20 protein-coding genes and 2 pseudogenes are annotated in these 24,316 nt (G+C 70.3%); 9 read left to right on the forward strand and 13 right to left on the reverse strand.

Translation table 11 applies throughout. From position 1 onward, the window contains the following. Positions 1-46: 46 nt before the first annotated feature. From D1369_RS05500 to D1369_RS05520, 5 genes are read right to left on the reverse strand one after another with little or no spacing between them, the layout of a single operon-like run. Positions 47-391, reverse strand: a complete 345-nt coding sequence (locus D1369_RS05500) for a DoxX family protein (RefSeq protein ID WP_007386146.1) — start codon at positions 389-391, stop codon at positions 47-49. Beyond that, on the reverse strand, positions 388-2,355 hold the full coding sequence (locus D1369_RS05505) for an acetoacetate--CoA ligase (protein ID WP_007386145.1): 1,968 nt from the start codon (positions 2,353-2,355) through the stop codon (positions 388-390). Before D1369_RS05505 ends, D1369_RS05500 begins: the two co-directional genes overlap by 4 nt. Then, on the reverse strand, positions 2,352-3,938 hold the full coding sequence (locus D1369_RS05510) for a bifunctional 3-(3-hydroxy-phenyl)propionate/3-hydroxycinnamic acid hydroxylase (RefSeq protein ID WP_007386144.1): 1,587 nt from the start codon (positions 3,936-3,938) through the stop codon (positions 2,352-2,354). Before D1369_RS05510 ends, D1369_RS05505 begins: the two co-directional genes overlap by 4 nt. Before the next feature lie 19 nt (positions 3,939-3,957). After that, positions 3,958-4,896, reverse strand: coding sequence for a fumarylacetoacetate hydrolase family protein (locus D1369_RS05515; RefSeq protein ID WP_007386143.1), 939 nt, complete (start codon positions 4,894-4,896; stop codon positions 3,958-3,960). A gap of 26 nt (positions 4,897-4,922) precedes the next feature. Then, positions 4,923-6,065, reverse strand: coding sequence for a VOC family protein (locus tag D1369_RS05520; RefSeq protein ID WP_007386142.1), 1,143 nt, complete (start codon positions 6,063-6,065; stop codon positions 4,923-4,925). A 135-nt stretch (positions 6,066-6,200) separates the two neighbouring features. Here D1369_RS05520 and D1369_RS05525 point away from each other — a divergent pair, with 135 nt between their 5' ends. Then, positions 6,201-6,836, forward strand: coding sequence for a TetR/AcrR family transcriptional regulator (locus D1369_RS05525; RefSeq protein WP_007386141.1), 636 nt, complete (start codon positions 6,201-6,203; stop codon positions 6,834-6,836). A gap of 5 nt (positions 6,837-6,841) precedes the next feature. Here D1369_RS05525 and D1369_RS05530 read toward each other — a convergent pair whose 3' ends face one another. Together D1369_RS05530 and D1369_RS05535 are read right to left on the reverse strand one after the other, a co-directional pair. Then, complete coding sequence (locus tag D1369_RS05530) at positions 6,842-7,624, reverse strand: DUF2993 domain-containing protein (RefSeq protein ID WP_106433544.1); 783 nt, start codon at positions 7,622-7,624, stop codon at positions 6,842-6,844. 36 nt (positions 7,625-7,660) lie between these two features. Then, complete coding sequence (locus D1369_RS05535; RefSeq protein ID WP_037902096.1) at positions 7,661-8,299, reverse strand: TetR/AcrR family transcriptional regulator; 639 nt, start codon at positions 8,297-8,299, stop codon at positions 7,661-7,663. Positions 8,300-8,483: 184 nt separating this feature from the next. On the opposite strand from D1369_RS05535, the gene D1369_RS05540 reads away from it, so the two are divergent. After that, positions 8,484-10,094, forward strand: a complete 1,611-nt coding sequence (locus D1369_RS05540; protein ID WP_037902093.1) for an MFS transporter — start codon at positions 8,484-8,486, stop codon at positions 10,092-10,094. 796 nt (positions 10,095-10,890) lie between these two features. Here the strand turns inward: D1369_RS05540 and D1369_RS05550 are convergent. From D1369_RS05550 to D1369_RS05565, 4 genes are all read right to left on the reverse strand, one after another. Next, complete coding sequence (locus tag D1369_RS05550) at positions 10,891-11,517, reverse strand: TetR family transcriptional regulator (RefSeq protein ID WP_037902090.1); 627 nt, start codon at positions 11,515-11,517, stop codon at positions 10,891-10,893. Positions 11,518-11,618: 101 nt separating this feature from the next. Next, the gene (locus D1369_RS05555; protein ID WP_007386135.1) at positions 11,619-12,707 is read right to left on the reverse strand and encodes a catalase family protein; all 1,089 of its coding nucleotides are present in this window, start codon (positions 12,705-12,707) and stop codon (positions 11,619-11,621) included. Positions 12,708-12,735: 28 nt separating this feature from the next. Further along, complete coding sequence (locus D1369_RS05560; protein ID WP_007386134.1) at positions 12,736-14,076, reverse strand: Dyp-type peroxidase domain-containing protein; 1,341 nt, start codon at positions 14,074-14,076, stop codon at positions 12,736-12,738. A 13-nt stretch (positions 14,077-14,089) separates the two neighbouring features. After that, complete coding sequence (locus D1369_RS05565; protein WP_037902087.1) at positions 14,090-14,698, reverse strand: hypothetical protein; 609 nt, start codon at positions 14,696-14,698, stop codon at positions 14,090-14,092. Positions 14,699-14,973: 275 nt separating this feature from the next. Here D1369_RS05565 and D1369_RS44500 point away from each other — a divergent pair. From D1369_RS44500 to D1369_RS05590, 7 genes and pseudogenes are all read left to right on the forward strand, one after another. Further along, positions 14,974-15,453 (forward strand): annotated as a pseudogene (locus tag D1369_RS44500) (DUF4331 family protein); the annotation flags it as partial. 68 nt (positions 15,454-15,521) lie between these two features. Continuing rightward, positions 15,522-16,163: a DUF4331 family protein gene (locus D1369_RS44505; protein ID WP_272920893.1), complete on the forward strand. Its 642-nt coding sequence runs from the start codon at positions 15,522-15,524 to the stop codon at positions 16,161-16,163. Further along, positions 16,160-17,248: a hypothetical protein gene (locus D1369_RS05575; protein WP_007386132.1), complete on the forward strand. Its 1,089-nt coding sequence runs from the start codon at positions 16,160-16,162 to the stop codon at positions 17,246-17,248. The genes D1369_RS44505 and D1369_RS05575 overlap by 4 nt, the downstream gene beginning before the upstream one ends. Before the next feature lie 29 nt (positions 17,249-17,277). After that, the gene (locus D1369_RS05580; RefSeq protein ID WP_007386131.1) at positions 17,278-17,871 is read left to right on the forward strand and encodes a TetR/AcrR family transcriptional regulator; all 594 of its coding nucleotides are present in this window, start codon (positions 17,278-17,280) and stop codon (positions 17,869-17,871) included. A gap of 595 nt (positions 17,872-18,466) precedes the next feature. Then, positions 18,467-18,841: pseudogene (locus tag D1369_RS05585) on the forward strand (hypothetical protein); the annotation flags it as partial. A 91-nt stretch (positions 18,842-18,932) separates the two neighbouring features. Next, a complete protein-coding gene (locus D1369_RS44510) occupies positions 18,933-19,064 on the forward strand; it encodes an LPFR motif small protein (protein ID WP_272920826.1) in 132 nt (43 codons plus the stop codon). Positions 19,065-19,158: 94 nt separating this feature from the next. Beyond that, a complete protein-coding gene (locus D1369_RS05590; RefSeq protein ID WP_037902083.1) occupies positions 19,159-21,525 on the forward strand; it encodes a Tex family protein in 2,367 nt (788 codons plus the stop codon). A 57-nt stretch (positions 21,526-21,582) separates the two neighbouring features. On the opposite strand, the gene abc-f is transcribed toward D1369_RS05590, so the two are convergent. Then, on the reverse strand, positions 21,583-23,226 hold the full coding sequence (gene abc-f / locus D1369_RS05595) for a ribosomal protection-like ABC-F family protein (RefSeq protein WP_118082301.1): 1,644 nt from the start codon (positions 23,224-23,226) through the stop codon (positions 21,583-21,585). Positions 23,227-23,275: 49 nt separating this feature from the next. Continuing rightward, positions 23,276-24,304 carry a hypothetical protein gene (locus tag D1369_RS05600; RefSeq protein ID WP_007386126.1) on the reverse strand — a complete coding sequence of 343 codons (1,029 nt, stop codon included), beginning with the start codon at positions 24,302-24,304 and terminating at the stop codon, positions 23,276-23,278. Positions 24,305-24,316 lie beyond the last annotated feature (12 nt).

Raw genomic sequence — 24,316 nt, forward strand, 5'->3', positions numbered from 1 at the left:
CGCCACCCTCACAGCAGGCCGCCCGTGCCCGGCCGTACAGGACGCGTCAGCCGGCGGTCATCGCCGTTGCCGCGTATGTCAAGGAGATCAGGGCCAGTACTGCGGCCGGGACGGCCCGGACCGGCGGGTCACCGTGGCGCAGGTGGACCACCGCCGCGGCGGCCATCAGCAGGGCGAAACCTGTCGCGGCGGCCACGCCCAGCGGCGTCCAGGTCAGCCCCGTCAGCAGACCGGCGACCCCGGCCACCTCCAGCGCGCCGACGACGCGGTAGAGCCGTACCGACATGCCGAGATGGGCCGCCGCCTGGCGCATGAACGGCGCCGAGGCCAGCTTCGCCAGCCCCAGCGGAAGGAAGACCAGGGACAGGGCGACAGCGAGCACGGTGGTCATGAGGCGGACCTGCTCTTGCGGCGCTCGGCGCCCAGCCGGACGTAGTGGTCGATGAGGTCGGGGCTGTCCACGGTGGCGGGGTTGACGACCTGCTCGACCGGGGCGCCCTGGAGCAGTCGTTTGATCGGGACCTCCAGCTTCTTGCCGGTGCGGGTGTGCGGGATGCCCGGCACTTCGAGGATCTCGTCGGGGACGTGGCGGGGTGAGGCGCCGGTGCGGACGGCGTCGCGGATCTTCTCTCGCAGGAGGTCGTCCAGGGTCACCCCGGCCGCCGGGACCACGAACAGCGGCATCCAGTAGCCGCCGTCCGGCTCCTCCGCGCCGATGACCAGGGCCTCGGCGATCTCGGGGAGACGTTCGACGACATCATGGATGTCGGCGCTGCCGAGCCGTACACCGTTGCGGTTGAGCGTCGAGTCGGAACGGCCGTGGATGATCACCGAGCCGTGCCCCGTGACCGTGATCCAGTCGCCGTGTCGCCACACCCCGGGGTACGCCGAGAAGTAGGCGTCGCGGTAGCGGCTGCCCTCGGGGTCGTTCCAGAAGTACAGCGGCATCGAGGGCAGGGGGCGCGTGACGACCAGCTCGCCGACCCGGTCGATGACGGGGAAGCCCTCGGCGTCGTACGCGGCGAGCGCCACACCCAGGTGGGGTGCGGACAACTCACCTGCCCAGACCGGCGTGTTGGGGGCGCTGCCCGCGAAGCCGGAGACGATGTCGGTGCCGCCGCTGATGGAGGCCAGCAGAACGTGCTCGCCGACGTGCTCGCGGACCCAGGGGTAGGCGGAGGCGGGCAGGGCGGAGCCGGTGCAGCCGACGACGCGGATCGAGGACAGGTCGTGCGCGGACGGGTCGATGCCGAACTTGGCCATGCCCAGCAGGTATTGGGGGCTGGTGCCGAAGACGGTGACCCGATGGCGGGCGGCCAGATCCCATAGGCGGTCGAGTTTGGCGAAGGGGGCCGGACTGCCGTCGTACGTACACGTCGTGGCACCCGTCAGCAGTGTGGAGACGACCAGGTTCCACATCATCCAGTGGGTGGTGGTGTACCAGAGGAGACGGTCGCCGGGCCTCAAGTCCGAGTGCAGCCCCAGGGTTTTGAGATGCTCCAGGAGCACGCCGCCGTGGCCGTGGACGATGCCCTTGGGCAGGCCGGTGGTGCCGGAGGAGAACACGATCCACAGCGGGTGGTCGAACGGGACCGGTGAACAGGCGAGTTCCTCGGTGCGCGTGGAGGCATCCTCCCAGGGGACCACCAGCGACGGGTACGCCTGCGACGGCCAGGGCAGGCCCATGTGGTCCACCAGCAGGGTCGCCTTCAACGTGGGGAGAGCGCGGGCGAGTTCGAGGACGGCTTCGCGGCGGTCGTGGGTGGTGCCGTTGAACAGGTAGCCGTCGGCGGCGATCAGCACGGTGGGTTCGAGCTGGGCGAAGCGGTCGGCGGCGGCCTTGGGGGCGTAGTCCTGACCGCACACCGACCACACGGCGCCCAGGCTCGCGGCGGCGAGGAACGTGACGATGGCGTGCGGGGTGTTGGGCAGATAGCCGACGACCCGGTCGCCCTTGCCGACGCCGAGGTCGCGCAGGGTGGCGGCCACCGACGCGACCAGGGCACGCAACCGGGCGCCGGTCACCTCGTATCCGGCACCGGTCTCGTCGAGGGCAATGATCGCCACGTCGTCGTCGGCCAGGTTGCGCAGGGCATGGTGGGCGTAGTTGAGGGTGGCGCCGGGGAACCAGCGGGCGCCCGGCATCCGCTCCTCGGCCAGCACCTGCTCGTAGGGGGTGTCGGCGTTGATGTCGAAGTACTCCCACACCGCGCCCCAGAAGCCCTCCAGGTCGGTGACAGACCACTGATGCAGGGTGGCATAGTCCTCCGGGTCCATGCCCTGGAGCCGGGCGAAGTCCGCGATGCGACTGGCGGCCGCAGTCTCCGGATCGGGTGTGAAGAAGGGCGTGCTCATCGCGTCGTACTCCTCAACAGGCTTTTCGGGGCCGTCCGTTCGGAAGGGACAGGGCTTCGGGTGGTGTGCAGCAGGGAGGCCCAGGCGGCGGTCGAGGTGAAGTCGCGGCCGCCTGCCGGGACGATGTCCATGACGACCCGGTCGGGCCGCAGCAGGACCGCATCTGCGTGTCCGGCGCGCAGCCAGGCTGCGAGGGTGCAGTCGTCGCCGAGGTCTGTCACCGGGACGGCGTGAACGCCGAGACTGTGGGCGAGCGCGGTCAGGGAAGGGCCGGGCTCGGTGGCGGTCAGGACGGCGAAGGAGTCGCCGAGCGCCTCGTCGAGCCGGGTGGGCCGTCCGGCGACGCTCACCCATGGTTGGGGGCAGTGTGTGCCCGCCAGCCTTCGGCGGACACTGCGCCGCACGAGCGGTCCGGTGGTCAGGGGTGGGCTGAGGTCGCGGCCGGCCAGCTCGGTCAGGCCGGGTATGCGGCAGGCGGCGGCCAGCGCTCGGCGGCGGAGCGCGGCGGCATCGTCCTGGCCACCGGTCATGGCCCAGCCCATGGCGACCGCGAGGCGGACCACACGCCGTGCGTGCGGCCTGCGTTCGCTCTCGTAGGTGTCCAGCAGCCGTTCGTCGCCGCCCTGCTGGAGGACGCGGGCGAGTTTCCAGGTGAGGTTGTAGGCGTCTCGCAGTCCCGAGCACAGGCCCTGTCCGATGAACGGCGGGGTGAGGTGGGCGGCGTCGCCGAGCAGGAAGACCCGTCCGCTGCGCCAGCGGTCGGCGACGCGGGCCCGGAAGGTGTACTGCGTCTCGCGGACCACCTCGAAGTCCCCGTCGTACGAGGGCGGCAGCCACGGGGCGATCAGTTCGCGGACCGTCTCCTGCCCTTCTCCTTCACGGAGCCGGAACTCCCAGCGGTAGCGGGTCTCGTTCACCCGCATGAAGGTCCCCGGCCGGTCCGGGTCGCAGACCTGGTCGACGCCCTCCCAACAACGGACGGGGCCCGTGGTCTCGGCGTCGATGACGGTCCACTTCTCCTCGAAGTGCAGGTCCTCCCAGGCGCCGCCGATGGCTTCGCGGGTGAGGCTGTTGGCGCCGTCGCAACCGAGGACCGCGTCGGCCCACAGCTCGTGATCGCCGGTGTCGTCGCGGTAGGTGACGCGTACGGGGCCGGTGGAGTCCGGGCCGACGCCGGTGACCTCCACGCCGCCGCGCAGTTCGCACTCCGGGCGCTGAGCCAGGGCGTCGCGCAGCACGCGTTCCAGCTCGGGCTGGTCGAACATGCTGGACTGCGGATACCCGTGGTGCCCTTGCGGGGAGCGCCGGAACTCGGCCATCACCCGGTGCCGGGCATCCAGCAGCCGTAGTCCGTTCGCCGGGCGGGAGATCGCGGTGAACTCCTCGCCGACTCCGGCGGCCTGGAGGATCCGGTGGATCTCGTCGTCATTGGCGACGGCGCGCGGGAGCGGATAGACATCCCGGTGGCGTTCGAGGACGACACTGCGGACTCCGCGCCGGGCCAACAGAAGGGCGGCGGTCACGCCCACCGGTCCGGCCCCGACGATCACGACGGGCAAATGTGCGGCTTCATCGACGGTCATGTGCGGCTCACCTCGGGTATTAGTTCGCGGCCGCGACGGGCGTGCGCTGCTCGCCGAGGCAGATGCGGCCGTCGGGGGTCGCGATCGTCGCCGTGATCACGTCGCCCGGGTTCAGGTAGCGCGGGTTCTTCGCCTGGCTCTTGAAGAACGCCTTCCACTTCACCGCCGGCGGCAGCAGCGCGCCGATCTTCTCGACGGCCTTCGGCGGGGCCTTCAGGGCCGTGCCGCCGGGGGTGCCGGTGAGCAGCAGGTCGCCGGCGTCCAGGGTCTGGAAGCGGGCCAGCAGAGTGAGCGCCTGCGCCGGGCGGACGATCATGTCGGCCAGGGTGCGGTCCTGGCGGAGCTCGCCATTGACGCTCAACTTCAGCCGCAGGTCAAGGAGATGGGCGAAGTCCTCCGGCTCCAGCAACGACAGGTACGGACCGGTCGGCGTGAAGGTGGGGTACGACTTGCTCTCGTAGAACTGCGTCTTGGTCAGCTGCACCTCGCGGGCGCTGACATCGTTGGTGATCACCAGTCCGGCGACGTACGACGGCAGGTCCCGCTCCTCGACCACGGTACCGACGGGCAGCGGCGCGCCCATCACGAGCCCGAGCTCGATCTCGTAGTCGAGGAACTTCACGCGTGACGGCCGGACGACGACCTCGCTGGGACCGCTGACCGAACCGGATGCCTTGCGGAAGAACGCGGGCGGGATGTCGCCCTTGAAGCCCGAATCACGGGCGTGGCTGCGGTAGTTGACCATCTGGGCGACCACCCGGCAGGGCGTGGTGACCGGGGAGAGCGCGACCAGATCGGCGACCGGAGTGCCCGGCCCGCCGGAGGCAGCGGCCTCCCGGACGGCGTCCCGGTCGGCCAGCAGCTCGGCGGTGGTCACGGCCTTGGTCTCGACGGGGACGGCCCGGTCGCCTCGGACGACCCACCAGCCGTCGGCCGTGCGCAGGACATTGGTGCTCATGTCAGTGCCTTCTTCAGAGGGACGGGTCAGGAGTTGGCGGCCTTGAGCAGGCCGAAGAGTCGCGCTGGGTCCATCTCGTTGTCGCCGCGCAGGGCCTCGATGACATCGCGGACCCGCTGCGGGGAGGGGCTCGCGCCGAGGAAGTCGCGGGTGGCCGGCGGGCCCCACTGGGCCAGGCCGCTGGTCGACATGGGCGCCCACCCGGGCTCGACGTCGCAGGAGAACAGGTCACCGTCGGCGAAGTGCTCCAGCATGAAGCGGTCGGGGTCGCGCCAGTAGTCGAACAGCTGGCTGCCCTGGATGTGCCGGCCGATGCCCCAACTGCGCTTGTAGCCACGCTCCTTGAGGTACTCCCCACCTGCGGCGATCGAGTCCAGGTCGCTGACCTGGTAGGCGGAGTGGACGTACCCCGTGCCCGGCCCCAGGTGCATCGCGAGGGTGTGGTGGTCGGCTGGCACGCTGCCCAGGTCGCAGCGGATGAACGCCATTGTCGGACCGCGCCCGCGCTGCCCGTCCAGGAACAGGAAGTCGGACACGATCATCCCGAGGGTGTCCAGGTACCAGTCCAGCGCCCGCGCGAACACCCTTGTCTCCAGCACCACATGGCCCAGCCGCTGGATGCGGGACGGCTCGCGCGGCGGCCGCTGCGTGGTGTTCGTACGACGGTGATCCGTACCGAAGTTGAGCAGCAGCGGCTGCTGTTCCGGCAGCGCGGGCAGCCGCTCGCTGCAGTGCACCACACGCACCGGGAAGCCCGACGGGTCGAGCAGGTCGACGACCTTGCCACCACCAGGAACGTCGGCGTCCCGCACGTCCCTGCCCGTCGCGCGGGCCAGCCGGTCCAGGTCGCCCCGTTCGGCGACGCGGAACGCCGGGCCGATGAAGCGGGACGTACGCCCGCGCCGGATCACCATGCAGGGCGAGCCGGCGAAGGTGCCGCGCAGCCACAGCTCCCGCTCGGTACGCCCGGCGACACCGAAGCCGAAGTCCCGGGCGAAGACCTCCGCCCGGTCCAGGTCGGGCTTCTCGAACTCCAGCCAGGCCAGGTCCGCCACCTTGATCACGGGATTCCGGGAACGGCCGGGATGTTCGCCGCGCAGGGCGCCCTGCTCACTGTGGAGGTCCTGATGGGCCGTGATGACGTCCCCGTTGACGCGTGTTTCAGACATGGAGCCCTCCGAGCAACATTGCCGTAATGAGGAAATCATCAACTGTGACAGTTCCGTCGTCAAGACGCGCGCCGCAAGAAATGATGAATTCATCAGGACTGCGATCGCCATCGTCGCGACGGGTAGACTTTGCGCATGTCTACGTCAGCCCCGCCCAGCAACCGGTTCGAGCGGCGTCGCGCAGAGACCCGTGGAGCTCTTGTACGAGCGGCCCGGCAGATACTCGCCGAGAGCGGCGACACCAGCGCGAGCATCCAGGCGATCGCCGAGCGCGCGGACGTGGGCTTCGGCTCCTTCTACAACCACTTCGACTCCAAGGCGGAGTTGTTCGAGACGGCGGTGGTCGATGCCCTTGAGGAGTTCGGGGAGGCCTTCGACGAGCGTCTGACGGGAATCGACGACCCGGCGGAGCTGCTGGCGGCCGGTTTCCGGCTCAGCGCCCGCATGGCCGACTCCCACCCGGAGCTGATGCAGGTCCTGCGCCGCCGTGGCCACGCGCACATCCACTCGGACAACGGACTGGCCCGACGCGCCCTGCGTGATCTCCAGGTCGGCATCGCCTCCGGCCGCTTCACGCCCCTCGACCCCGTGGTCGCCCTGTCCGCACTGGGCGGCACCCTGCTGTCCCTGGTGGAGCTGCGGTTCGCCCGCCCCGAGGTGGACGGTGACGAGGCTGCGGCGAACCTCGCCGAAATGGTCCTGCGGATGCTGGGCCTGCCCGCGGACGAAGCACACCAGGTCGCCCGACGCCCCTTGCCTGACGCCGCCTGACGACCTCACGCGGACGACGAGTTCGGGTGGAACGTGACCGAGCGGCCCGTGAAGCGGGCGTCGATTCCGTCCTCGGTGGTGGTGACCGAGCGCAGACGGAGCCCTTCCGGCACGTTCTGCAGCGGAATGGGCTCTTCCAGGGCCTTGTCGAGCAGTGATTTCAGCGGAGGGAGCAGTTCACCCTGCTCCGCGCGTACGTCCGTGAAGGCGATGCGGTTGCCGCCGGCCGCCGAGACGGACGCGCTCACGGTCACGTCGCCGACGAGCGGCAGACTCGCCCTCGCGTCGACCCGCCCCGACTCGTCCCCCTGTGACACCTGCACGCCGAGCGCCCTCGACACATCCGCGTACGACAGGAACGCGCTCGCCGTGACGCCGTCCGCGTGAGCCTCGTCGGCGCTTCCCGAGGTCTTCAGCCCGTCCATCCCGACCGTCAGCCTCGTCACCGGGAGCGGCCGGGTGCTGCCGCCGGCCGGAATGTCGTGGGCGGTCAGGTCGACATGGTCCAGCCTGCCCGCAGCCAGTTGGTTCAGCACAGGAAAGCCCCTGACGTGCACTGACGGCCGATCGGCGGTTCCCGTGCCGTCCTGGAACGCCTCGGCCGTACGGCCCTCCGCGCGAGCTGCGGCGATCCGGTCGACCGCGACTCCGCCGACGAGCACGGCCACCAGAGACGCGGCGACCATGATCATGCACCGCCTGGTCCGGGTCGGCGGGCTCGCGTACGTGGAGCTGTCGCCGTAGTAGGCCTCGCCGACGTACTCCTCGTTGCGCTGGGACTGATACATGCTTCTCCTCTTCGAGTGGTGCTGGGGGAAGTGCGCCTACGCGGCGTCGCCGTCGGGGCGGACAAGCCCATGGACGCACGCCGCGGCACTGTCTCCGGCCACGCCCATCGCAATCAGGGCCGCGGTCGCGGTGTCCGTGCCGTCGTCGTTCCAGGCCCCGCTGTTCACGCAGTCCAAAAGCCCCAGCAGGTGCCCCTCCAGGGCCCGGGCCAGGACGGCCGGGGGGATGCCGGTCATGAAGGCACCGTTCCGTTGCCCCTGGCCGATGATCGCCTCCGTCATGTCCCGCGCGGGGGCCAGGACTTCGGCGAGCCGATCGGCTCCGAGGTCCTGGGGGGCGAGGCGGAGCAGGATGCGGTAGCGGTCGGCGACGGGCCACACGGCGAGGACGAAGCGCGCCAGCTCCGTGACGGCGTCCGCCATCGGCGGGCGGGGAGCCGCGAGCGCCTTCCGCAGGGCCCATGTGGCCTCCTCCACCAGCCCCTCCATCAGTGCGGCCCGGCCGTTGAAGTGGCCGTAGACCGTGCGGCGTACCACCCCTGCCGCCTCGGCGATGTCACCGAGGCTGCTGTCGGGGTCACGGTCGAGTTCCTGCCGGGCCGCTTCGAGGATGCGGGCCCGTGTGAGCAGGGTTCGGCTGCGTTCCGGGGCGGCTGTCAGGTGTGCGTGGATCATGTCGAACCTCCGGTAGGCGGGGAGGGCGACTCGATAGTTGCACACCAAAGGGCAATAAACTAGTCTGCACATCAGCGGGCAATTAACTGCCCCTGGTGCCGGGCCTCCTCTTGGCCCCCCTGCGCCGCTCCCATCGATTCCACCCCCGAAGCCACCGCTTCACCCCCTGCCGAGGAGCCCGACCATGCCGCTCTTTCCGAACACACCCGTCGAGAAGATGACGGAGCCCTACCACCGGCGCTGGTGGGCCCTGCTGGTCCTGTGCCTGAGCCTGCTGATCGTGGTCATGGCGAACACGTCGTTGGTTGTGGCCGCCCCCGACATGACCAAGGGCCTGGGGCTGTCCAGCAGTGACCTGCAGTGGGTCATCGACGGCTACACCGTCCCCTACGCCGCGCTGATGCTGGTGCTCGGCGCGATCGGCGACAAGTACAGCCGCCGCGGCGCGCTCGTTTTGGGCCTGCTGATCTTCGCCGGCGGTTCGGTGATGGGCGGCCTGGTCGATGAGACGAGTCTCGTCATCACCGCCCGCGCGATCATGGGTGTCGGTGCCGCCGTCGTCATGCCGGCCACGCTCTCGCTGCTGGTCGCGATGTTCCCGCGCGCCGAGCGCGCCAAGGCGATCACCGCCTGGTCCGCGACCTCCGGTCTTGCCATCGCCGCCGGTCCGCTCGCCGCCGGCTGGCTGCTGGAGAACCACGCCTGGGGCTCGACCTTCCTGATGAACGTCCCCGTTGCCGTCCTCGGCGTCGTCGGCGCGCTGCTGCTGGTGCCGCCGTCGAAGGCGGAGGGCATGGGCCGGATCGACTACGTCGGCGGTCTGCTGTCGATCGTGTCGGTCGGCTCTCTGGTGTACGCGACCATCGAGGGCCCGCACTTCGGCTGGGGCGTCGGCCCGATCACCGCGGCCGTCGTCGCCGGCGTGGGCCTGCTGGCCTTCGTCGCCTGGGAGTTGAAGCACCCCAACCCCATGCTGGACGTGCGCAAGTTCACCGAGCGCCCCTTCGGCGGCTCGATGATGGCAGTGCTGTTCTTCTTCTTCGGCACCTTCGGCTCGATCTACTACTCCACCCAGTTCCTGCAGTTCGTCCTCGGCTACGACGCCCTGGAGACCGGCATCCGCCTGCTGCCACTGGCCGGTGCGGTCTTCGTCGGCGCCGCGGTTACCGGCAAGCTCGCCCCGAAGCTCGGCGTGAAGATCGTGGTCGGAACCGGCATGGTCATCGGCACCGCGGGCGTCTTCCTGCTCACCCGGATCGAGACGGGCTCGACCTACACCGACTTCCTCACGCCCCTGCTGCTGCTCGGCTTCGCCATCGGCCTGAGCCTGTCCCCGGCCACCGACACCATCATGGGCTCCTTCCCCGAGTCGGAGCTGGGCGTCGCCGGCGGCGCCAACGACACCGCCCTGGAACTCGGCTGCGCCCTGGGTATCGCCATCCTCGGCTCGCTGCTCGCCACGTCATACAAGGACAAGCTCACCGACATGGTCGGCGGCCACCTCCCGGCCGAGGCCATGGACACCGCCAAGGATTCCGTCGGCGGCGGCATCGCGGTCGCCGAGCAGGTGGCCAAGAACCCTCAGGGCGGCGCCGAGCAGGCCCAGACCCTGCTGGGAGCGGTGCACGAGTCCTTCGCCCACGCCATCGCCCACACCAGCCTCATCGGCGCCATCATCATGGCCGCCGGAACCCTGATCGTCATCGCCGTCCTGCCCGGCCGCAAGCACACCACCAAGCACGGTGAGGAAGCGGCAGCGGCCACCGAGGAGCAGACCGAGACCGTGGGCGCCTGAGCCCCGTACACCGGAGGCCGGAATCCCGATTCCGGCCTCCTCCACCCCCATGACGGGCCGTGCCTGAGCGGCGCACGGCCCCGGGACGGTGCCGGGAGGGGACACCCGGCACCGTCCCCCTTTTTTCGCTGTCCGTCCCGGGTGGCTGGAGTGGCGTTTCCTCACCCATGGCTTCTCGTCCGTGACGACCGCTTCGTTCGGCGTTCCGTTGGCCCTGGTGATCCTCAACCGGGTTGCGATGGTGCGGGCCGAGGCGGTGGAAGCGTGTGCCTGGCGGCGTCTGGCCATGCGGGTGGCGGGCCACCATTCGAGGGCTGGGAGCCCGGGCGGGACGACGGCGCTCTCGCTGAGCCCCGTCAGCAGCTCACGGATGGGACGTCGGAACACGCCCTGGAGGAGTTCCGAGCCGAAGTACGTCCAGGCAGTTCGGCCGTGCCGGTGGTAGTCGCCCGTGCCCGTGGACCTGATCAGGGAACGAGAGTTCAACGCGCATCTGGATGACCTCAACCACGGCAAGGCGGCGCTTGCCGTCCCGATTCCGCCGAATGTGTTCCAAGGCATGCAGGTCGGCCTCGACGAACTGCGCGGTCCGGCCAAGTGTTTCGCTAGGAGGTGCGCATCGTCGAAGATCTGGTCCTGCCCCTCGGGACCCGGTCCGGCGGGCGGAGTGGACCTACCCATATGACGTGGCGGCGCTGGCCCGGCACTACCGCATCGCCACGACGCCGGCGCGGGGGCGGACATGGAAAGACCCCGGCGCTTCGCATCGGGGTCACGTCGAACTGTGGGGGCGAACTCACGCGTCGGTGGCGGCCATCTCGTCGACGACGATCTGCGCCCGCTTCTCCGGCACACCGGCCGCGATGAGCGTGGTGACGGCCACCCGGGTGCCGTCGTCCTCCAGCGCCCCGGTGTTGACCTCCTCCAGCAGGGCGACCGTCATCGCCTCCAGGCCGACGCTCAGCACCGGGGCCGGCAGGTGGGTGTGGAAGACGCCGTCCCGTTGTCCCTGCTCCAGGATGGCCGTGACCCTGACCCGGGCGGGTTCCAGGATCCCGGCGACACGGTCCATGCCGAGGTCCCGTCGGGCCAGCGCCAGGAGCATCCGGTACCGGTCGCCCACGGGCCAGAGCGCCAACGTGAAGTGGGCGAGCGCCCGGTCGGCCGGTTCCGTCACCCCCGCGCCGACCGCGATGGCGGCCTGAAGGGCCTCGGCGGCCTCCTCGGCCAGCGCGTCCAGGAGCGCGGCCCGGCCGGGGAAGTGCCCGAACAGCGTGCGTCGTACGACACCGGAGGCGCGGGCGAGTTCCTCCAGGGTGATGTCGGGGTTCCGGCCGAGCTCCTGGCGGGCGGTGGCGAGGATGCGGGCCCGGTTGGAGCGGGCGTTGCGTCGCTGGGGCACACGGCCGACGGGCTGGGACACGAAAGGAACCTCTAAGAAGACAGGGCGGAGAAGGGACTTCCCCATTCTGGCACGGGAGTCCCGACCGACCCCGTACGCATCCGGGGTCGGTCGGGACCTGGTCAGGCGGGCAGCTCCTTGATGTCGGACGGCTCCTGCGGCTCGATGCCGTTGAAGCGGTGCCGGAAGTCGCTGGAGGCGGGGTACGCGGCGCGGCGGGAGCGCATGATCGAGCCCAGCGGGCGGTGGGCCTCCAGGGCGTGCCAGGGGCTGAAGGAAAGGACGTCGTCGGCGTAGCGGCGGCGGGCATCGCTGTAGGCGTCCTGGGCGGGCAGGTGCAGCACGGCCACGGTCTGGTGCGGTGACAGTTCCTCGGGCCACAGGACCGAGGCGTCCTCCACCGGCATCCGGTCGATGTCCGTGCACAGCTGGGCGCGGATGTCGTACTCGGCGCTGTTGTGCGCGAAGAAGTCGATGACGAGGTCGCGCAGAGCCGACTCGCCGGCCTTCTTGTCGACGTGGCTGCCGGTGAGGGCCTTGACGTTCGCCGAGCGGGGCGCGGCGGACATCTTCGCCACGTGGTCGCCGTAGCGCAGCGCGGCCATGGAGTGGAAGGTCTCGCCGAGGATGTGGTCGTTGGCGGCGGCCAGGGTCTCGACGGCGGGCGGAAGCGGACGTCCGACGCGTGTGAGGGCCTTGGCGGCCACTCGGGCGGCTGCGCCGGTGAGCTGGAGCTGCTGGTCGCTCTGGCCGGGCTGTTTCTCCAGGATGCCCTGGAGTTTGGCGTATTCGGCGATGTTGCCGAAGGGCAGGGTGGGGTGGTTGACGAGGAGGAAGTCCTGGGTGGTGAAGCCGTCGTCGAGGGCGCGGGGCCCGGGGGCGCCGATCACCTTCATCGCGAGGCCGCGCTGGACAGGCACCTGGTCGGAGCGCAGGTCGCCGGGGGCGGAGGAGAAGCGGACGATCACCGGGTAGGTGACCGGTGCGGCGAAGAGGCCCTGGGCGAGGTGGGCGGGCAGCTCGGGCTGGATGCGCAGCTCACCGGCGAGGACGCCATGGCTCTTGGCGTGGGCGTCGCGCAGGCCGTGCCGGTGTTTGTCGGCGACCTGCTGGTTGGCCTTGCCCATGGCCGCGACGACCTGGCGGACGAGTTCGTCCTCGTCCGGAAAGGGCTGTTCGAGGTCAGGGCTGTAGCGGACGTACGAGGTCATGGGGAGTGTCTCCGCGCGAGGTGGGGGGTCAGTTGCTGCCGAGCCAGCGGATGGCGGACAGGCTGGGCATGAAGAAGTACTCGCCGCCGAGGAGGGTGTTGAAGGACTGGATGTTCTGCACCCTGCGCGGCGGGGTCCCCGGCACGGTGAAGTAGGCGCCCTTGTCCTGGAGCGAGATCATCGGGTCCTTCTCCTTGCCCAGGCCCATGAAGTTGCCGGAGCCGACCCATTCGCTCTGCAGGAACTCGACGTTGTCGATGGCTCGGGCGCCGAGGGCGATGAAGTCCAGGCCGCGCGATGTGCCGTCGTCCTTGAGGCGATCCGGGGCCAGCGGGGTGCCGTAGGAGGTGCCGCGCCGGATGATCCGGCGGATGTTGACGTCGGAGAGGACCGTCAGCTTGGTGTCGCGTGGGTTCATCCGGCGGATGTGGGAGCCGAGCGGCGTGCTCAGCCCGCGCGGGTCGGCGGAGTAGTCGAAGTCGTTGATCCGGTTCGGGTCTTCGCCGATGGCGGGGATGTCGCGTTCCGGGGTCAGGGCGAGAGGTGCGCCGCTGCGCCAGCGGCCGACCAACTTGGCGGCCAGCAGCTCGCGTTCGGCCTCGGTGGAGGCGTTGTCGTGCAGCCACTTGTTGAAGGCGGCAACGTGGGAGTGGTACTTGCGGAACACGACGTAGGTGCCGTTGCGGCCCAGGACGTCCGGAGCCGGTACCGGCAGCGGTACGCCGGTCTCGCTCGGGTAGCCGAGGACGAACTCACCGGCCTTGATGGGCCGTCCGTCGCCGGGCAGGGGTTCGGCGCCACTGCCTTCGACCACCGGCTGGCTGAAGCCGTCCCGGTACCCGAAGACGTTGAACCCGTCGGCCGCGAAGTCCTGATGCGACAGCAGCCGTACGCCAGGGACCTCGCCCAGTTCCTTTTCGTAGGCGGCGACTTCGGCCCGCCAGTCGTCCTCGCTTGCGGCATACACCGTGACGGCGGCATGCACGCGCGGGGTGCCGAAGGGGAACTCCCAGCGGTCCGGCGCGTTCACGCCGGTGTCCCGCAGCCGCTCGGCGCGAGCCGCCATCCCGGCGCGGAAGTTGGCGGGGAAGGAAGCCAGTGAGGTCTCCGGCAGCCCCAGTGCGACCAGACCCTGGTAGCTGAGGGCGAGGGCCAGCCAGGACGGCTGCGGTTCGTCCCAGCGCGCCGCCGAGGTCACCCTCGGCGCCAGTCGGCGCAGCAGTTCCTTGCCCGCGGCCGGTTCGGTGATCTCCAGAATCGCGTGGGTGCCGAAGTAGGGCTCGGGCCGGGCCCGCAGCAGGGTCGCCTGGATGTCGTCGAGGTCCAGGGTGGGCGGGCGGCGCAGCCGCCGGAACAGCGGGGAAGGCATGGTGCGCCTGCCTTCAGTTGAGGTCCGACAGGAAACGCTGGACGGCGGCTTCCTGTCGCTTGAGCCGGTGGCCCTCCGCGACGGTGAGGCCCGGGTGGGCGACGAACCACGCCTCGGCCGGGATCTGGTACTTGACGATGAAGTCCTTCACGTCCGGGGCGGTGATGCCGGGCCAGCCCTCGACATTGCTGAACAGGTAGTCCATCATCTCGGGGATCTTGGTGGCGAAGTCGTCGATGTACGCGTCCCACTCGCCGTCGAAGGCGGTCGCGAACAGCAGCTTCGTGTCGCTGTCGAGGAACACGAACCGCATGTTGTGCAGGGTGCCGACCTGACCTGCGCCCGCCAGGTTCCCACCGATCAGCCGGAAGAACTTCCGCAGGTGCGCCGCGCCGTTCGGCTTCAGCGGCAGGATCGTCGTCAGCTCGGACACCTCACCGCTCTTGGCACCGATCCGGCCCGCGGTGGTGACCGCGTGTTCGGCCATCTCTCCCTTGTCCACGAGCACCTCGGCGGCCTTGACCTTGAGAGCGATCTTCGCGTCCAACAAGGCGGTCTCGACCTTCTCGCGGACCGCATCGGGGAACTGCTGGAACTTGGCGTGCAGGTCTGTCTCGCTCATGGCGCCTCTCCTTGGGCGTGGGCGGTGATACTTCACGTATCGCCACAAATAGGCCACCGCAGGGTGGCGTGCAAGCAGGATGGATCCCACTTTCTGACCGTCCCCGCAGGATTGATTACATCATCAGTTCACTGCTTCGGGCTTGTCAACGCGCTACTCGCAGGTAGTCACATGACTCGCCCCACTATGAGACAGGTTGACTCGCAGACCTTTTGTGAGTCAACCTGTCTCATAGAGGCGCACCTCGACCCACCCATCACTCGAAGGAGCTCCCGATGGCGGATCACTTCTCCGGACCGCGCATCCTCTTCGACCCCGCGTCCGACGTCGCCGACGTCTTCGCCTTCCCCAGCCCGGACCACCCCGGCTGCCTGGTGCTCGTCCTCGACGTCTTCCCGGCCGCCGCTCCCACCGCGCTGTTCTCCGACGCGATCACCTACCGCTTCCGGGTCCGGCCGGTCGCCCCGGCGGCCGAGCGGGCCGCGTTCACTGTCGGCGACACCGAGTACGGCCTCGACTTCACCTTCGCAGCGCCCGGTCAGGTCCCCGGCAGCGACGAATCGGTCCAGATAGGCACCTGCACGACGCCCAGCGGTGAGCAGGTCCTCTTCCAGGTCGGCGGCGACACACCCGCCGAGGCCGAAGGACTGAGGATCTTCGCCGGACCACGACTCGACCCGTTCTTCATCGACCTCGCAGGTGTTCTGGCCGCCGACGCCACACAGAAGCTGGCCTTCCGCCCCGGCGCGGACAACGTCCTCGAAGGGATGAACGTGCTGAGCATCGTCGTCGAGGTGGACCCCGAAGTGGTGTTCGGCCTGGACTGTGGCCCCCTGCTCGGCGTCGTCGGCGAGACCGTGACCTCCGGTGGCCGACCTCCGGTGGCCGCCCGGTCCGGCTGGAACGCATGGGCCGCCCCGAGATCAAGAACGTCGTCCTGGCGAGCAAGAGCCACGACCCCGTCAACAGCGACCTGGAGATCCGAGACCTCTACAACGAGGAGGACGCCTTCGCTGTGCGACCGGACTACGCCGGGGCCTACCGGGCGCGATTCGACGCCAACCTGGCCTTCTTCGACCGCCTCGACGGCGAGCTCGTCTGGCCGCCGGACGACCAAGGCACCCACCCGCTGACGGAACTCCTCCTGGCTGACTTCCTTGTCGTCGACATCTCCAAGCCGTTCGCCGAGGACGGCTGCTTCGAGATCGAGACCGCGCTGCTCGCCGGACGCCCCCACGCGACCTGCGGAGGCCGTGCGCCCAACGACGACATCGTGGACACCCTCTACACACTCCTGGTGGGCGGCGTCGACGGCCCGCGCATCAGCGACGGCGTCGACCAGGCCACCCGGCCGGCCACGCACGACTTCCCGTACCTCGTGGCCCCCAACCCGAACCCGCCTGACCTCATGAGGGTGATGACCGCGCTGCTCGCCCCGCCGGAGCCGGAGGAGGAAGCAGCATGAAGAACCGGCGCGAGCCGACCGACCAGGAACTTGTCACGACCAACGGCACCCTGGCCCTGGTGAACCTGTCGGCCCAGATCGACGGCCTGGCCGCACCCGTACGCCGGGCGGCCTCGACCGCGCCACCCGCCGTCGCACAACAAGCGGCCCTGGCCGACCTCCTTACACTCCGCGGACACCTCCTGGGCCGCGTCGCCGACTACGAGCAAGCCGCACAGCTCTCCGAACACATGGTGTGGAACGCACCTGACGACCGTGCCGCCCTGCTGGCCCGAGCCCGGACCCGGGCGACCCTGCACCGGTTCGCCGCGGCCATGGCCGACCTCGACGCGGCACGCCGGGCCGGCGCGGCGCAGGCCACTCTGGACGCGGAACGGGCGGCGATCCTGCAAGCGGTCGGCTGCTACGCCGAAGCCCACTCCTTGCTGCGGAGCGCAGCCCTCCACCAGTCCGACTTCACGATGCTGTCGGCTCTCGCCGTGCTCCAGGCGGAACGCGGCGAGACCGCCGAGGCGGAGCACGTGTTCGACGAGGCGCGCGCCGCCTACCGGAGTGTCTCGCCCTTCCCGCTCGCCCAACTGGACTTCCGCCGCGGGGTGATGTGGCTGCACGAAGGTGACCTACCCACGGCTCGGTCCTGGTTCGACGCGGCCCGGCGCCGCGGGCCGGGCTATGCCCCGGCGACCGGTCATCTCGCCGAGGTCGACCTGCTGCTGGGTGACCCCGAGACCGCTGTGACCCGCCTGCGCCCGCTGGCGGAGACGAGCGACGACCCCGAGTACATCGCCCACCTCGCGCTTACCCTGCGAGCGGCAGGCCGCCACCAGGAGGCCCAACCGTGGCGGGACCGGGCAGCGAGACGCTACGAGGAACTGGTGACACGCCACCCGGAGGCGTATGCCGACCACGCCGCCGACTTCTGGCTCATGGTCGGAGGTGATGTCGACCGAGGGCTCCAACTCGCCCTGCAGACCATGGTCATGCGGCAGACAAGCCGCTCGTACGCGCTGGTCCGGCGCGCCCGCGAGGCTAGCGGCAGGCTGACCGATGCCTCCGGATCAAGAAGCCTTGCGAGTAGCATGTGAGGCAACTTGTCTCACACGAAGGGCGGCGCATGCGGGAGGAACGAGTGGATCCACGCCAGGTGCGCAGCCGCGAGGCCATGGTGGCCGCGGCCACCACGCTGCTCACCGAGGGCGGCCTGGACGCCGTCACGCACCAGGCGGTTGCCACCCGAGCCGGGGTCGGCCGGGCCACGGTGTACCGCCACTGGCCCGACGTGCTCGGTCTCCGTCTGGCGGCGCTGGAGGCAGGCATGCCGCCCCTGGCGCCGGCCCCCGAGGACGTGCGGGCGGCGTCAGGTGCTGAGCCGCGCGCCGAGCTGGTCCATTACCTGCGCCAGCTCGGCGAGCGGCTCGACGACGCCCAGGCCGGAGCCGTTCTCGCCGCCGTACTGGGCGGGGCACAGTACGACGACGGGATGCAGCACCTCCGACAGACACTGCTGACCCAGATCGTGGACGCCCTGCGGCCCGCCATCACTGCGGCCGTCGACCGGGGGCGGCTGCGCGATGACGTCACGGCCGAGACGTTCGCCATGACGGCTGTCGGCCCACTCGTCTACCAGCGTTTTCTTGTGGGCGCCCGGCTCGGTCACGACACGGTGGACGCGGTGGTGGATGCGGCACTACGGGCGTGGGCGCCGTAGCGATTCCGGTTCGACCCCACGACGTCGACGGCTCGCTCCCGCGGAATGGGCGGCGGTCACCATGACCGTCCTGTGCGCCGGCGGCCCCCTCGGGACAGTCGGCGCACAAGCCGTGACAGGAGGCGCGCTCCTGCTCGCGCTCGTGGCCTTCCTGGCCGACCGGGGACGAGGCGTCTGGATCGTCGACCGCGCCCACGATCCTCAGAAGCCGTGTCCCAACGAACGTGATCCCTTGATTCCTGCTGGTCAGGCATGGTTTCGCTTGGGTTGAGGGAGGCATCGAACAGCCCTGACGGCCGCACGTTGGCCGCTTCGGCGGCAGTTTTCAGCGCTTAGAACGGTTCTTCAGTCGCCCCTGCCGCTGGTGGCGCAGCCGCTGCCGTATCCACACCGGCTCGGGTGTGGCGGACAGCGGACGACGGTGTTCATCTCGATCCGGCGAGAAGAGCGGAAGTTCGCAACTCGGCGAAACGCGAACCAGTCGACACCGGCACCAGCCGGGTCGGCGCCATGCCGCATGTTCGAAGGTCACGAAGGGGCCACGGTTCTCGGCGTGCTCCGAGACAGCAACCTGCGAGCTGTTCATAACCCGCGCCGGGGCGACGGACATCTGGCCGCCCTGATGTCCGCGGAGCTGGACGGTCTTGAGGCTCTGGTGACCCACACGGCGACGGGCCGGGGCATGACGCCGTCCTGGGTGTTCACCACGCGCGGGTGGACCCGCGAGGAGTGGGACGCGGCCGCCGGACGGCTCCGCGGGCGCGGACTTCTGGACGCCGACGGTGAGTTCACCGAGCGCGGGCTCGCCCTGCGGGAGGAGATCGAGGCGAAGACGGACCGGCTGGACCGGGCGCCGTACGAGCACCTCGGGGCGGAGGGCGTACGACGGCTGACGGAGCTCGCGGTGGGGTTCGCGCGGGCCGCGACGGCCGCGGGGGCCTATCCCTCGGATCTGATCGGGAAGCGCTGATCTTCTGCGGGCCACGAAGATTGTCCGGCCGTTTCGGAGGTACCCGTCCCTTTCCCGGTCGTCGTGGCCGGGAGAGGAAAGGGGAATGCACATGTTCCGCGCGATCGCAGACGTCCTGCGCCAGATCGGTGGCGCCATCGCCACCGTGGTGACCCTGCCCTTCCGGGCCGTGGCCCGGCTGTTCGGCGGCGCGTCCGGCTCCACGCGGAGCCGCAGGGCCTGACGACCCCGGCCGGATGACCGCGCCCTGATCCCCGACTGTCGGTGCCGCCTGCCACAATTGCCGCGCAACCTCAGTGAGAAGGCGGTACGGGATCGTGACGACACCCGGGTCCAGCGGGTCCAGCAGCGCAGGGTCGATCGAAAGCAGGATCGCCGAGGAGCTCGGCGTACGGGAGCGGCAGGTGAAGGCTGCCGTGGAACTGCTCGACGGCGGTTCCACGGTTCCCTTCATCGCCCGCTACCGCAAGGAAGCGACCGAGATGCTCGACGACGCGCAGTTGCGCACGCTCGAGGAGCGGTTGCGGTATCTGCGGGAGTTGGAGGAGCGGCGGACGGCGATCCTCGACTCGGTGCGCGAGCAGGGCAAGCTCACCGAGGAGCTTCAGGCGCGGATCCTGGGCGCGGAGACCAAGGCGCGCCTGGAGGACATCTACCTGCCGTTCAAGCCGAAGCGCCGCACCAAGGCGCAGATCGCGCGCGAGGCAGGTCTTGAGCCGCTGGCCGAGGGCCTGCTCGGGGACCCGGGTGTCGCTCCGCTCGCCGCGGCCGCCGCGTTCGTCGACGCCGACAAGGGCGTGCCCGACGCGCAGGCCGCGCTCGACGGCGCCCGGGCGATCCTCACCGAGCGCTTCTCGGAGGACGCCGACCTGATCGGCGAACTCCGCGAGCGCATGTGGGTGCGGGGGCGACTGGCCGCCAAGGTGCGGGACGGCAAGGAGGAGGCGGGGGCCAAGTTCGCCGACTACTTCGACTTCGCCGAGCCCTTCACGAACCTGCCCTCGCACCGCATCCTGGCGATGCTGCGCGGCGAGAAGGAGGAGGTCCTCGACCTCGTCCTGGAGCCCGAGGAGGCCACGGAAGGGCCTTCGTCGTACGAGGGCATCGTGGCCCACCGGTTCGGGATCGCCGACCGCGGCCGTCCCGGCGACAAGTGGCTGACGGACACCGTCCGCTGGGCCTGGCGGACCCGCATCCTCGTGCACCTCGGCATCGACCTCAGGCTGCGGCTGCGGACGGCCGCCGAGGACGAGGCGGTCAACGTGTTCGCGGCCAACCTCCGCGACCTGCTGCTCGCCGCCCCGGCCGGCACGCGCGCGACGCTGGGCCTGGACCCCGGCTTCCGTACGGGCGTGAAGGTCGCCGTGGTCGACGCGACCGGCAAGGTCGTCGCCACCGACGTCATCCACCCGCACGTCCCGGCCAACCGGTGGGACGAGGCGATCGCCAAGCTGGCCCGCCTCGCCAAGGAGCACGCGGTCGAGCTGATCGCGATCGGCAACGGCACGGCGTCCCGCGAGACCGACAAGCTCGCCGGGGAACTCATCACCAAGCACCCGGAGCTGAAGCTCACCAAGGTGATGGTCTCCGAGGCGGGCGCCTCCGTGTACTCGGCCTCCGCGTTCGCCTCGCAGGAGCTGCCGGACATGGACGTGTCGCTGCGCGGCGCCGTCTCCATCGCGCGCCGGCTGCAGGACCCGCTGGCCGAGCTGGTGAAGATCGACCCGAAGTCGATCGGTGTCGGCCAGTACCAGCACGACCTGTCCGAGGTGAAGCTGTCGCGCTCCCTGGACGCGGTGGTCGAGGACTGTGTGAACGGCGTGGGAGTCGACGTCAACACCGCGTCCGCCCCGCTGCTCGCCCGGGTCTCCGGCATCACCTCCGGGCTGGCGGAGAACATCGTGTCGCACCGCGACGCGAACGGCCCCTTCAAGTCCCGCACCGAGCTGAAGAAGGTGGCACGGCTGGGCCCCAAGGCGTACGAGCAGTGCGCGGGCTTCCTGCGGATCCGGGGCGGCGACGACCCGCTGGACTCCTCCAGCGTCCACCCCGAGGCGTATCCGGTGGTGCGGCGCATGGTGAAGACCGCGGGGCAGGAAGTGGCCTCCCTCATCGGCAACACGGGGACGCTGCGCTCGCTTCGGCCGCAGGACTTCGTGGACGAGACCTTCGGTCTGCCCACGGTGACCGACATCCTCAAGGAGCTGGAGAAGCCCGGGCGCGACCCGCGGCCCGCCTTCAAGACGGCGACCTTCAAGGAGGGCGTCGAGAAGATCTCCGACCTGTCCGCCGGGATGGTGCTGGAGGGGGTCGTGACCAATGTGGCGGCGTTCGGGGCGTTCATCGACGTCGGTGTCCACCAGGACGGTCTGGCGCATGTCTCCGCGTTGTCGAAGACGTTCGTCAAGGATCCGCGGGATGTGGTCAAGCCAGGTGACATCGTCAAGGTGAAGGTGCTCGACGTCGACATTCCCCGGAAGCGGATCTCGTTGACGCTGCGGCTGGACGACGAGGCGCAGGCGAAGCCCTCCGGTGGGGAGCGTCGTCAGCCGCAGCGCGGTGGACGGCCGCCTCAGCAGCGGCAGCAGCAACCGCAGCGGTCGGCGCCTGCTCCGGGCAACAGTGCGATGGCTGACGCGTTGCGCAAGGCGGGGCTGCTCAATCCGAAGAACGGCAAGCGCTAGTACAGGTCGTGGGGAACTGCGGGTCCGTTGTGGCTGGTCGCGCAGTTCCCCGCGCCCCTAGGGGGTTTCCGTCACCTTGCCCGAGGAGACCTCCAGACGGCGGGTCACGTGCACCGCGTCCAGCATTCTGCGGTCGTGGGTGACCAGGAGCAGCGTGCCCTCGTAGGCGTCCAGAGCCGACTCCAGCTGTTCGATCGCCGGCAGGTCGAGGTGGTTGGTCGGCTCGTCCAGGACCAGGAGGTTGACGCCCCTGCCCTGGAGCAGCGCCAGCGCCGCCCTCGTCCGCTCCCCCGGGGACAACGTCGCGGCCGAGCGCGTGACGTGGTCGGACTTCAGGCCGAACTTGGCAAGCAGGGTGCGGACCTCTGCCGGTTCGGTGTCGGGGACGGCCGCGCAGAAGGCGTCCAGCAGGGACTCCTCGCCGTGGAACAGCTTGCGGGCCTGGTCGACCTCGCCGATCAGGACACCGGAGCCCAGGGAGGACTGGCCGGAGGTCAGCGGCACCCGGCCCAGCAGGGCGCCGAGCAGGGTGGACTTGCCGGCCCCGTTCGCGCCCGTGACGGCCACCCGGTCCGCCCAGTCGATCTGGAGGGACACCGGGCCCAGGACGAAGTCACCCTGGCGAACCTCAGCGTCCCGCAGGGTCGCGACGACCGCGCCCGAGCGGGGGGCCGACGCGATCTCCATGCGCAGTTCCCACTCCTTGCGCGGCTCGTCGACGACATCGAGGCGTTCGATCATGCGCTGGGTCTGGCGGGCCTTCGCGGCCTGCTTCTCGCTGGCCTCGCTGCGGAACTTGCGGCCGATCTTGTCGTTGTCGTTGTTCGCCTTGCGGCGGGCGTTCTTCACGCCCTTGTCCATCCACGAGCGCTGCATCTGCGCCCGGTCCTGGAGCGCGGACCGCTTGTCGGCGTACTCCTCGTAGTCGTCCCGGGCGTGCCGGCGGGCCACCTCGCGCTCCTCCAGGTAGGCCTCGTAGCCGCCGCCGTAGAGGGTGATCTGCTGCTGGGCCAGGTCGAGTTCGAGGACCTTGGTGACCGTGCGGGTGAGGAACTCGCGGTCGTGGCTGACGACCACCGTGCCGGCTCTGAGGCCCTTCACGAACCGCTCCAGACGTTCCAGGCCGTCCAGATCGAGGTCGTTGGTCGGCTCGTCGAGGAGGAAGAGGTCGTAGCGGGAGAGCAGCAGGGAGGCGAGGCCGGCTCGTGCCGCCTGGCCGCCCGACAAGGAGGTCATCGGCTGGTCCAGGTCGACCGCCAGGCCCAGCGAGTCGGTGACCTCCTCGGCCCGTTCGTCGAGGTCGGCGCCGCCGAGGTCCAGCCAGCGCTCCAGGCTGGTGGCGTAGGCGTCGTCGGCGCCCGGTGCCCCGTCGACCAGGGCCTGGGTCGCCTCGTCCATCACCCGCTGGGCCTCGGCGACTCCGGTGCGGCGGGCGAGGAACTCGCGCACGGTCTCCCCCGGGCGCCGCTCCGGCTCCTGCGGCAGGTGCCCGACGGTGGCCGTGGGCGGGGAGAGCCTGAGCTCCCCCTCCTCCGGCTCGAGCAGCCCCGCGAGCATCCTGAGCAGCGTGGACTTGCCCGCGCCGTTGGCCCCGACCAGGCCGATCACATCTCCGGGCGCGACGACGAGGTCGAGCCCGCTGAACAGGGAACGGTCGCCGTGGCCGGCGGCGAGGTTCTTGGCGACGAGGGTGGCAGTCATCAGACCGTCGATCCTAATGGCCGTGGCGGGGTACCAGGCGTCCCGGTATTCAGTGGGCCATCGCCTCCACCAGAACGCTTCCCGAGGTCCGCGCCACCACGAACGATTCTCCCCGCACCGCCTTGGCGTCCAGGGCGATGCGGTGCCGGCCCGCTTCCAGGACGCCGTCGAAGACCTCCTGGGCGTGGGTGCGGTACAGCCGGTCGAGACGGTACGCCGTCAGGCGCACCCGGCACGGTGAGGTGACCTCGACGCCGGCCTCGCCGTCGGCGGCCACCAGCCGGGTCAGCCGGCGCTGTTCGACGGGGCGGCGGTCCAGGGCGTGCTCTATCTGGGCCACGAGCAGCGGGACGATCGGAGCGAGGCCGTCGACGTAGGCCACGTCGACGCCCGCGCGTACGAAGGAACGGCGTACGGCGGCACGTTCCTCCTCGGTGACCGCGCGGCCGAAGGCCACGGCGCCGTAGCCGCGCAGTTCGTCGGCATGGACCTCACCGACCTCGTGGGTGATGTCGGCGCCGATGCCGATGGTGCGCAGGGCGGCGGCGAGTTTGGCGAGGACGGCTACGCGGGCGCCGATGAGCAGGACGCGGCGGCGGGAGCCCTCCGAGTCGTCGGCGTCCCGGAGCAGGGAGCCGAGCGCCGTGCGGTACTGGGCGCCCTGGAAGCGGAACGGTCCGATGCCGTGGTAGCCGTTGAGCTGGAGGTCCACGGCCTCCGCGGTCTGCCAGGCGAAGTCGCGCCAGATGAAGTCGTCGCCGTCCCGCTCGATGACGGCGGTGACGGCACCGCAGCCGAGGTCCTCGCACTCGGGGCAGCCGTAGATGACATGACGGCCGTTCGGAAGCGGGGCGTCCGTCTCGCCCAGCAGGCTGCGGACCTGGGCGGTGAAGATCGCGGGTGGGACGTCGGAGGCGAGTGGGGAGACGGCGTCGAGGTCGGAGAGCTGGAAGAGGAGCGGCCGGCCGTCGACGATGAAGTCCAGGAAGTCCCGGTGTACCTGGACGTCACCGTTGGCGAGAACTCCACCGGCACGCATCGCCGGTGCCAGGCCGAAGGTCGCGTATGCGGCAGACATGGTGTGAGTATT

This window comes from Streptomyces sp. CC0208 (assembly GCF_003443735.1).
Lineage (GTDB): Bacteria > Actinomycetota > Actinomycetes > Streptomycetales > Streptomycetaceae > Streptomyces > Streptomyces sviceus.

Excerpts from the sequence above, each read along its gene's own strand:
- D1369_RS05540 (WP_037902093.1), top strand. The coding sequence starts at position 8,484 with ATGCCGCTCTTTCCGAACACACCCGTCGAGAAGATGACGGAGCCCTAC.
- D1369_RS05525 (WP_007386141.1), top strand. The coding sequence starts at position 6,201 with ATGTCTACGTCAGCCCCGCCCAGCAACCGGTTCGAGCGGCGTCGCGCA.
- D1369_RS05560 (WP_007386134.1), bottom strand. The coding sequence starts at position 14,076 with ATGCCTTCCCCGCTGTTCCGGCGGCTGCGCCGCCCGCCCACCCTGGAC.
- D1369_RS05510 (WP_007386144.1), bottom strand. The coding sequence starts at position 3,938 with ATGACCGTCGATGAAGCCGCACATTTGCCCGTCGTGATCGTCGGGGCC.
- D1369_RS05600 (WP_007386126.1), bottom strand. The coding sequence starts at position 24,304 with ATGTCTGCCGCATACGCGACCTTCGGCCTGGCACCGGCGATGCGTGCC.
- D1369_RS05565 (WP_037902087.1), bottom strand. The coding sequence starts at position 14,698 with ATGAGCGAGACAGACCTGCACGCCAAGTTCCAGCAGTTCCCCGATGCG.
- D1369_RS05580 (WP_007386131.1), top strand. The coding sequence starts at position 17,278 with ATGCGGGAGGAACGAGTGGATCCACGCCAGGTGCGCAGCCGCGAGGCC.
- D1369_RS44510 (WP_272920826.1), top strand. The coding sequence starts at position 18,933 with ATGTTCCGCGCGATCGCAGACGTCCTGCGCCAGATCGGTGGCGCCATC.
- D1369_RS05505 (WP_007386145.1), bottom strand. The coding sequence starts at position 2,355 with ATGAGCACGCCCTTCTTCACACCCGATCCGGAGACTGCGGCCGCCAGT.
- abc-f (WP_118082301.1), bottom strand. The coding sequence starts at position 23,226 with ATGACTGCCACCCTCGTCGCCAAGAACCTCGCCGCCGGCCACGGCGAC.
- D1369_RS05520 (WP_007386142.1), bottom strand. The coding sequence starts at position 6,065 with ATGTCTGAAACACGCGTCAACGGGGACGTCATCACGGCCCATCAGGAC.
- D1369_RS05575 (WP_007386132.1), top strand. The coding sequence starts at position 16,160 with ATGAAGAACCGGCGCGAGCCGACCGACCAGGAACTTGTCACGACCAAC.
- D1369_RS05555 (WP_007386135.1), bottom strand. The coding sequence starts at position 12,707 with ATGACCTCGTACGTCCGCTACAGCCCTGACCTCGAACAGCCCTTTCCG.
- D1369_RS05530 (WP_106433544.1), bottom strand. The coding sequence starts at position 7,624 with ATGTATCAGTCCCAGCGCAACGAGGAGTACGTCGGCGAGGCCTACTAC.
- D1369_RS05515 (WP_007386143.1), bottom strand. The coding sequence starts at position 4,896 with ATGAGCACCAATGTCCTGCGCACGGCCGACGGCTGGTGGGTCGTCCGA.
- D1369_RS05500 (WP_007386146.1), bottom strand. The coding sequence starts at position 391 with ATGACCACCGTGCTCGCTGTCGCCCTGTCCCTGGTCTTCCTTCCGCTG.
- D1369_RS05535 (WP_037902096.1), bottom strand. The coding sequence starts at position 8,299 with ATGATCCACGCACACCTGACAGCCGCCCCGGAACGCAGCCGAACCCTG.